General features: G+C 58.2%; 7 protein-coding genes and 1 pseudogene. 4 read left to right on the top strand and 4 right to left on the bottom strand.

The window, feature by feature from the left end; all coding sequences use genetic code 11:
• A partial coding sequence (locus tag EM858_RS26745; protein WP_164865585.1) for an ATPase, T2SS/T4P/T4SS family occupies positions 1-532 on the bottom strand: 532 nt, incomplete at its 3' end.
• Positions 529-1,166 (bottom strand): annotated as a pseudogene (gene traI, locus EM858_RS26740) (acyl-homoserine-lactone synthase TraI). The gene EM858_RS26745 and the pseudogene traI, both read right to left, overlap by 4 nt.
• Before the next feature lie 365 nt (positions 1,167-1,531).
• Between traI and repA the strand changes: the two are divergent.
• From repA to repC, 3 genes are all read left to right on the top strand, one after another.
• Entirely contained in the window at positions 1,532-2,722 is a 1,191-nt protein-coding gene (repA, locus tag EM858_RS26735) for a plasmid partitioning protein RepA (protein ID WP_127758553.1), read from the top strand.
• Positions 2,723-2,806: 84 nt separating this feature from the next.
• Positions 2,807-3,802 (top strand): plasmid partitioning protein RepB, encoded by a 996-nt coding sequence (gene repB, locus EM858_RS26730; RefSeq protein WP_127758552.1) that lies wholly within the window; start codon positions 2,807-2,809, stop codon positions 3,800-3,802.
• Positions 3,803-3,958: 156 nt separating this feature from the next.
• Positions 3,959-5,203: a plasmid replication protein RepC gene (gene repC / locus EM858_RS26725; RefSeq protein WP_127758551.1), complete on the top strand. Its 1,245-nt coding sequence runs from the start codon at positions 3,959-3,961 to the stop codon at positions 5,201-5,203.
• Positions 5,204-6,182: 979 nt separating this feature from the next.
• Here the strand turns inward: repC and EM858_RS26715 are convergent.
• Positions 6,183-6,584 carry a VOC family protein gene (locus EM858_RS26715; RefSeq protein ID WP_127758550.1) on the bottom strand — a complete coding sequence of 134 codons (402 nt, stop codon included), beginning with the start codon at positions 6,582-6,584 and terminating at the stop codon, positions 6,183-6,185.
• 295 nt (positions 6,585-6,879) lie between these two features.
• The gene (locus EM858_RS26710; RefSeq protein ID WP_127758549.1) at positions 6,880-7,992 is read right to left on the bottom strand and encodes a site-specific integrase; all 1,113 of its coding nucleotides are present in this window, start codon (positions 7,990-7,992) and stop codon (positions 6,880-6,882) included.
• A gap of 124 nt (positions 7,993-8,116) precedes the next feature.
• On the opposite strand from EM858_RS26710, the gene EM858_RS26705 reads away from it, so the two are divergent.
• Positions 8,117-8,521, top strand: a 405-nt coding sequence (locus EM858_RS26705; protein ID WP_245483065.1) for a DUF1403 family protein, incomplete at its 3' end; no start/stop codon positions are given.

Genomic DNA, 8,521 nt, shown 5'->3' with positions numbered 1-8,521 from the left:
CCATACGATCCTCAGGCGCGGTTGCTACGATTTCGGCAATCACCGCATTGGCGAGCGTCGTCTTGCCGGACCCCGTGCCGCCGGAGATGACGATGTTCAAGCGGTTCGAGATCGCGCTCCTGAGGACCGAGGCCTGGGCTTCGGTCATCACCTTCGACTTGACGTAATCGTCGAGCGCAATCAGTCGCGAGGCGCGCCGGCGGATCGTGAAAGTCGGCGCCGACACCACGGGCGGCAGCAGGCCCTCGAAACGATGGCCGCCGATCGGCAATTCGCCGGATATGATCGGCTGATCGTGGTCGGCCTCGGATTGCAGCGCATGCGCCACGCTACCGATGACGACCTCTGCCGCAGCCGACGTCATCTCTCCGGCCGGCGCGATGCCGTGGCCCAGACGCTCGATAAACAGCCGCCCGTCCGGGTTCAGCATGATCTCGACAACACTCGCATCGTCGAGCGCGAAGCAAAGCTGATCGCCAAGCGCGTCCTGGAGCTTGCGCACCAAACGGAAGTGAGATTGGAGCTGGGTCACGCCGCGCTCCTGACTGACGCGCCGTCGTTTGGAGAGATGTCAGAGCGATAGCCCCGCGGCCGCAGACGCTCGAAACTTGCCCGGTCGGCCGGGAGGCTGCCGGCGACAGCGATCGTGTTGCCGATCGGCGCCGGTTCGCCGAGGCGCCTCATCGGCCATCCGGCTCGCTTCAGAATACGCTCGAAGCGAAGGTCAGTCGCCGTGACAATCTCCTTGTAGCCGTTCGCCATCGACCACTCGATGATCCCAGCGAACATAGCGAGCGTGGCCGAATGCAGTTGGCCGCCTCCCTTCCCCGCCTCGTACGCCGTGTCGACGCAGAAGCGTGAGCTCTCGACCAGGCCGGAATGGGCGATGAGTGAGCTGTCAGCCAGCAATGCCGGGAATGTAACCGTGAGCATGGTCGGGCCTGATGCTGGGAGAAGGCGGGCACAGCCGGCGACCCGGTGCTCGTTATCGACGGCAAGGATGTAAGTCGGTGCAAGATCGTCGAACTGATCTCGCTCTTCGCCGTCCAAGACGGTCACGTCCCACCCATGCGCGATCCGAAGACCTCGGCACGAAGGCGATGCATTTGCGTCAGCAACCCGAAGTGCTTCTCGTAAACGTCCGGCGAAACAACCTTGATGTGCATGCTCCACTCCGTGATTCGAACTGGGGCATACAGAAATCATCACGAATCGCGTCTGGCCACATGCAGATCTGCACCTACGCGATTCTGCCGAATCGCGGTTAAGTGCCGTGAAAACGATGACCAGACGTGTGGTCGTGGCTGCAGATCTGCATTTCCGGTGGATGAGCGTCAGCCTGCAATTTTGCGATAAGCCACGGATCCATATGGATGAATCGAGATTCGACCGAAATGTGTGAGCGCCGCGTTAACCTTTTGTTAACCTTAAATATCTTGCCAAGCGCGACGGAATCGGGAGATAGTTTCGCAAATAATGGTATTCCAGCCATTTTTTCGAAAGTGAAGAACCCCGGGAAATAGTTCGCGAAATGAGCAATACGTTGCCCAACAGATTTGATGTTGAGATCGCCCAGCAAGGGGCGAAGATCTCAAGCGCGTTGCACATGTTGCGCAGCCAGCAGTACCCGCCTGATGCCCGCAAGGGGCTGCGCAAGTTTCAGCTTGCGGAGGCTGCTGACTTCATGGGTGTAACTCAAACCCATCTCAGACAGATCCATGCCGATGGCAAGGGGCCTGAGATAGAGTCAATCGGTGGACGACGATACTACACGGCCGACCAGATGCTGGAGCTTCGTGATTATCTCGAGGCTAACAAGAAATCGGACAAGAGATACTATGTGCCCAAGCGGAAGGAGGGCGAGCCGATGCAGGTCGTGTCGGTCGTTAACTTCAAGGGCGGGAGCGGCAAGACGACGACAGCCGCGCATCTGGCGCAATATCTCGCACTCACCGGCCATCGGGTGCTGGCGGTTGATCTCGATCCGCAGGCATCCCTGACTTCCCTCTTCGGGATTCAGCCAGAACTTGATGATACGGCCTCTCTCTATGAGGCGCTTCGCTTTGACGATGATCGCAAGCCAATCGGCGATGTAATCCAGCCAACCAATATTCCAGGCCTGGACGTTGTACCAGCGAACCTGGTTCTGCAGGAATACGAGTATGACGTGCCGTTGGCGATCTCCTCCAAGAAGGGAGAGGACGGTCGACTGTTCTATATGCGGATTGCCAGTGCTCTGAAGCAGGTCGATGACAAGTACGACGTCGTCGTGATCGATTGCCCTCCACAATTGGGCTATCTGACGATTACTGCGCTCATGGCCTCGACGGGAATTCTGATCACTATCCATCCTCAGATGCTGGACATCATGTCAATGAGCCAGTTCCTCATGATGCTTGGCGGGATCATGGGGCCGGTTGCCGAGGCCGGCGCCGAAATGCGTGTTCAGTGGTTCCGGTACCTCATAACAAGATTTGAGCCCACCGATATCCCGCAGGCTCAGATGGTTGGGTTCATGCAATCAATGTTCGCACAGCAGATGCTGAGAAATCACGTCCTGAAGTCGACCGCGATCTCCGATGCTTCGATCAAGAAGCAGACTTTATATGAGGTTGAGCGGGGCGACTTCGTCCGAGCGACCTATGACAGGGCCAAGGAAAGCTTGAACGCCGCTAACGCGGAAATCGTTGACCTCATCCACGGCGTCTGGGGGAGAAAATGAGACACTTGTCAGCCGTTTTTTTTATCGTTTTGTTAAACGACGTCAGTGACTTATCGGCGTTGACGGCAACCCCGGAGGCTACCCATGTCTCGTGAAAACCCGTTTGCGAAGCTCGATATGGCATCGATCTCGGCAAATCAGACGCCGACCAAGCCGGGCTATGGCATGACGGGAGCAGCCAAGACGGTTGTTCGGTCCATCGAGGACATGGCCGAGAACACGAAGAAGCTCATGGAAGGCGAGGTGATCGTGGATCTCGATCCGCGCTTGATCGATGTCTCCTTTGTCGCCGACCGCCTGTCTGACGACGGGGAGGAATTCCAGGAACTGCTCCAGGCTATCAAGGAATCAGGACAGACGACGCCTATCCTTGTTCGACCAAGTTCGGCAGATGCCAAGCGATATATGGTCGTGTTCGGCCATCGTCGCCTGAGCGTCGCACGCGAGCTGGGAATTCCTGTCAAGGCAATCGTTAAGAAGTTCGACGACGTCACTTCGGCGATTGTCCAAGGGCAGGAGAACGCAGCCCGTTCGAACCTGTCGTTCATTGAGCGTGCGTACTTCGCCCAGAACCTGATTGCGTCAGGAATGACGAAGGACGTTGTCCGGTCGTCACTTGCCGTAGATGAAGCGATGCTCTCCAAGATGCTGTCCGTGGTCGATGCCGTGCCGGCTTCAGTTATCACAGCATTAGGCGCATCCAAGAAAATCGGGCGGGACCGTTGGCTGAGCCTTCGCCAGTTCGTTCTTGCCCCTGCCCTCTCAAAGGTGGCGGTGGAGTATTCGGAATCCGCCGAACTCCGGGAGCTTCCTGAAGGCCAGCGTTTCGATGCGCTTCACGACTACCTGAAGCGGTACAAGTCAAAATCAGCTGCGAAAAAGCCGAAGACTGAGGCCCCGGTCCGCGACTGGACTTCGAGCGATCGCTCACTGAATTTCGTGATGAATCCGAAGGCGAAGAAGGTAGCTATCGAGCTTTCAAATGTTGAAGCCAAGCCATTCAGCGAATGGCTGTCGTCTCACATGGGTCGTTTGTACGAAGAGTACAAAGGATCGAAAACGCAAACTAACGGAGACTGAACCGCAAAAGAAAAAGGCCCCCGAACGGTAAACCGTGGAAGCCTCTCTCGTCATCTCTAGCAGGATCGAGAATCGCATTTCCCGGAATCACAGTCAAGAGTCTTGGCGCCGATTTGGTGAGCGGATTTCTTTTGCCTGAAGAAAGGTGAGAGAAAAATGCAGACGGAACATGTGACGACGCCCTTTGGGCGGCGGCCGATGTCGCTTGCCCTCGTCAGGGGCCAAATGGCGATCGAGCGTCCGGATCCAGACGCGCGGGTTGAAAAATGGAAAGTGTTTCGTGACGTGTGCGAGGCACGGGAACGTCTCGGAATCCAGGACAGGGCGCTGGCCGTCCTTGATGCACTCCTGACGTTTTACCCCGATGTGGAACTCGACTCCAACCGCGGGCTGGTCGTTTTCCCTTCCAACGCGCAGCTGTCTTTACGGGCTCATGGAATAACAGAGACCACACTTCGGCGGCAACTCGCGGCACTTGTCGATGCCGGCCTCATTCTGCGCCGCGACAGTCCAAACGGCAAACGGTATGCACACCGCAACCGCGAGGGCGAAGTCGAGCAGGCATATGGATTTGATTTAACCCCACTTGTGGCTCGTGCCAGGGAGCTCGCGCTGATGGCGCAGGACGTAGCCGCAGAACGGTCTCGATTCCGGCGAGCCAAAGAAGCGCTCACGATCTGCCGTCGCGATGTGCGGAAGTTGATCTCGGCCGCAGTAGAAGAGGGTGCCGCTGGAAACTGGGCGCAGGTGGAAGCTGCGTATGTCGATATTCTTGCCCGCCTCCCTCGCTATGCGAACAGGGCGCAAGTGGAGCTGACGCTGGATGAAATGGAGCTCCTGCGCGAAGAGGTGCTCAACATTCTGGAAATGCAGTTTAAAACTGAAAATATGCATGGCAATGCCGTGCAGATTGACCGCCATATACAGAATTCAAATACCGAACTTATAAATGAATTTGAACCTAGCTCTCGAAGTGAGCGGGGCGAAAACCTGGTGCAAGAAGCTCATACAACGAGTGTCACGCAGGGGCAGCGGAAGGCGAGATCCGAGCCGATCAAGGTTTTCCCACTTGGGATGGTGCTTCGTGCTTGCCCGCAGATTGCCGACTATGGGCCCGACGGCCGTATTGAACACTGGCGCGAGCTCATGACAGCGGCTGTCGTCGTGCGGTCCATGCTCGGTGTCAGCCCGTCAGCCTATGAGGATGCATGCGGCGCGATGGGGCCGGAGAGTGCAGCAGTGGCCATCGCCTGCATTCTCGAGCGTTCAAATTTCATAACTTCTGCTGGCGGTTATCTCAGGGACCTCACTAGGCGGTCTGAGCGAGGGGAGTTTTCGCTTGGGCCGATGCTCATGGCTCTCATGAGGGTGAATGGTGATGCAAGGCAAAGAACCGCCTGACCCTGGCGCTGCGAGGTCGACGACGAGTATTGGAAAATACGGCTCCGCTCACGAGCTCGGATCGGCCAACTTGTCAGCCGTTTTTTTTCGTAATTTCTTCCTTTGATACAAGGGTTTATGGACTTTGAAGATCGAATACCCGGCTGGACCTCACCAATGTGGGAAGGCGAAAGAAAACGAACTGGCGTGGAGCAGATTGGATGGTGCGGCAGATGGAGACCAGTTTTGCAATCCTCAAAACTCGGATTTGAGTGATGAAGCTCGCTCGGGCCGAGCCGTGCTCGTGCGTGAGGCTCAAATGGAGGCACTGCCATCTCGTTACCCATAACGACAGACCGGTGGTCATCAATCCGGACCTCCATCCGATCGCATAGCTGCAGACGGGAAGTTTTCGACCTGGCCGAGGATCATGGCCTGACTCCTGGCTAAGCTCGACGCGCAGGAAAGCCTGCCGCTGGTGAACGCGAAGCGGAGGCCGCGCCCCAGGACGGCGCACAGTTTGCAAGTCTCGAACAGGCTAATGGCGATTCTACAGAGTCGCCTCAACCGCGATGAGGGCTGCGCTTCTAGTCGACGATCGGAATCTCAGTGTTGCTGGCACCAGCAAGCAATCTCATTCGGACGGCGTGACCGAAGAGGTTTTTCACGGCGGAAGGCGATAGTTTGGAGCCGCCGCGGGGAGTGCGAAGCCGTTGCAACGGGGGCGCGATTTCGCGCAGCGTCAGATCCGGGTTCAAGGAGTGGATGCCCGACCAGCGGCATCAATCAGGAGCCGGGGACGGGGCTGCTGGCCATGCCCAGAGCTCTCGTAAGGTTCTGTGAGGGAGGTCGTCTTTGAATGGCGCACCGAAATGATGGTGAGCAAGCTAAGGGATTTAGGACCTAGCGGAGCTGCCAGAGCTTTTCGAATGGGCGATGCCGAAACGCCGATTTCAACTGGATTGGTGCGAAGACCGCAGCTAGAGCGCAAGTCTTTCGGTCACACCGCGTAAGACGAAATTTCGATCAAGCTGCCATCTGGATCTCGACAGTAGACGGAGTGGAGGACTCCGCGCGCTCCATCTCTGCGGTCTGGACCCGAAACGATCTCAATCCCACACTCTTTCAGGTGAGCCACCACGGCCTGTGGCGAACTCGTGGTCAAGAAGCATAGGTCGTCGCTTCCAGGAGCCTCATAGTCTGCTGTCAACCATTCCTGCTTGGTAATAGCGACTGGACGAAGGTTGATCCGTTGTGAGCCGAACATGAGAGCCTTACGCGGATGGCCGCGATCACTCCCGTACTCTAATCGTTTCATGCCCAGAACCTGCACATACCAAGCGGCGGGGCGTTCCACGTCCGTGACGTTGATGACGAGATGATCAATGGCCGATACTTCCACGGGCCTTCCTCCTGGTCTTTCCTTACAAGCACGTCAGAGAGCGGTCCTGTTTCCGGCGAGGGCCCATATTCAGGGCAGACGCCGTACGAGCGCCAAGGTTAGCGAGGTTGGCGTCTCGCCGAAACAGCATCAAGATCTCACAGTTCTGCGCAGAGATACTTTCATGGCTCTTCACCGTAAAGCGCGGATCAAGCAACGACAGGACGCCCTTCGTCCTTCAATTTCGGCGATAGAGCTATGCGAGAGTCCTACACCCAAATTTCCGTGCACTTCACCGTGCCGAGGAGAGGGATCGCTAAAGCCCTGAAGCTTTGGTCAGATTCACACGGAAGCGGTCCCGCCGTCGCTGATATCTGCGAGTCATCTCTGCGGAAGCATGACCCAGCTGTTTCTGGACGTAGCGCTCATCGACTTCGGCAGACGAGGCGAGACCCGCTCTGAGCGAATGGCCGGAAAATTTGAAGGCGCGCTCGATCTCGCTGAGGTCGCCGCGCACCCCCGCCGACATCGCCGCTCGTTTCACCAGGCGGGCAACCTCTTTATCGTTCAACCGATCCGACCCGACAGCTTTGCCCTGTCCGGTCACGCGGCGAAAGAGGGGGCCATGAGCCAGCCTGGCGAACTTCAGCCAGGTCTCGATCGCGGCGACCGGGCATGTCGCGTCAGATGAGCCGCGACCGACCTCCACCTCACGCCAGCCGGTCTTGCCGTGCAGGGTGACGAGCATGCCTTTGTCGACGATCTCGACCCAGCCGCTTCCATCCTCAGTCTGGCCGCGACCGAGGTCGAGGCCGACAATCTCCGAGCGGCGCAGGCCGCCGGCAAAGCCGGTCAGCAGCATGGCGCGATCACGCAGGCCACGCAGGGTTTTCCGATCCAGCGTCTCCAACATCGCGATGAGATCTTCCGGCAGAATGGCTTCCTTCTGCCGGGGAGGGGACGCGTGGGTGTTGCGGATGCCGGCCATCACGGTGGCGATGGCCCGGTCCTTGCGATCGAGCGGCCTGCCGCGTTGCGAACAATTCCAGGTGATGGCGGACAGGCGCCGTTCGATCGTGGAAACCGTATTCGCTCTCATGCCGCGTTCTGCGGTTCCCGACGCGCACGCGGTGATGTAGAGGCCGACGACCTGCGGATCCGGGGGGAGGGGAGAGAGGTTTGAACGCCGGCACCAGGCGGTGAAATGTTTCCAGTCGGAGGCATAGGCCCTGCGGGTATTGGTGGAACTGGCGGCCTCGACATAGCCGCGGGCACGATCAGTGAGATCCTGCAGATGCGCCGGCAGGCGAGGGGAGGCGTCGGCTGACACTGCCGGCGCGGAAACATCACTGGGATGCGCCGTGCTGTCAGACGGCGCTGCGCTCTCTTGGCGGTGGTTTTGGGCGGTCTGGTCGATGATTTGGGTCATTCTTTATATAAAGAGAAAACGTCCGATAATGCAAGATTATCGGACGTTATTTGTTTTCGACAGGCGGTGCGGTTTAGGATTAAATTGCTGGCGTAAACTGCTCGTACAATTTATGCTCTTCCGCATGGATTCGCTCACCCCCGCCGCTCCAACGACGCCGACTTGGTCGTCCCGCCTGCCAGGCTGGGCGCGACCGCGCGCCCATGACATCACTGAAGCCGACGCCGCCTTCGCCGCCGGCATTGCGTTGAAATCCTTGGATGATCTGATCCGCGCCGATCCACCATGGCTCGGCTGCTGGCGCGATCGGTTGGCCCTCAAATCGGCGGCGGTGGCCGCAAGAATGCTTGGCCGAAGCGAGGATGAAAATGCCATCCGCGATGCGATTTTGCTGACCGCTACGGGCGATGATCCCGGGCCGGCCGGAAAGCTGTTTTTGGCCACGAGAATGCTGGCGCGCCGATCCGGGATACACACCACACCGTTCGTTAAGGAGCTTGCCGCGCTTCTGGGGATGAAATGGGACGAC

The organism is Agrobacterium sp. CNPSo 2736 (assembly GCF_004005385.1).
Taxonomy (GTDB): domain Bacteria; phylum Pseudomonadota; class Alphaproteobacteria; order Rhizobiales; family Rhizobiaceae; genus Agrobacterium; species Agrobacterium leguminum.
The sequence above is the reverse complement of the archived record's forward strand: the minus strand, read 5'-3'. Positions and strand labels throughout refer to the sequence as shown.

Bases quoted from the DNA above. Each gene is read 5' to 3' on its own strand.
- repA (WP_127758553.1), top strand. From the start codon at position 1,532: ATGAGCAATACGTTGCCCAACAGATTTGATGTTGAGATCGCCCAGCAA.
- repB (WP_127758552.1), top strand. From the start codon at position 2,807: ATGTCTCGTGAAAACCCGTTTGCGAAGCTCGATATGGCATCGATCTCG.
- repC (WP_127758551.1), top strand. From the start codon at position 3,959: ATGCAGACGGAACATGTGACGACGCCCTTTGGGCGGCGGCCGATGTCG.
- EM858_RS26710 (WP_127758549.1), bottom strand. From the start codon at position 7,992: ATGACCCAAATCATCGACCAGACCGCCCAAAACCACCGCCAAGAGAGC.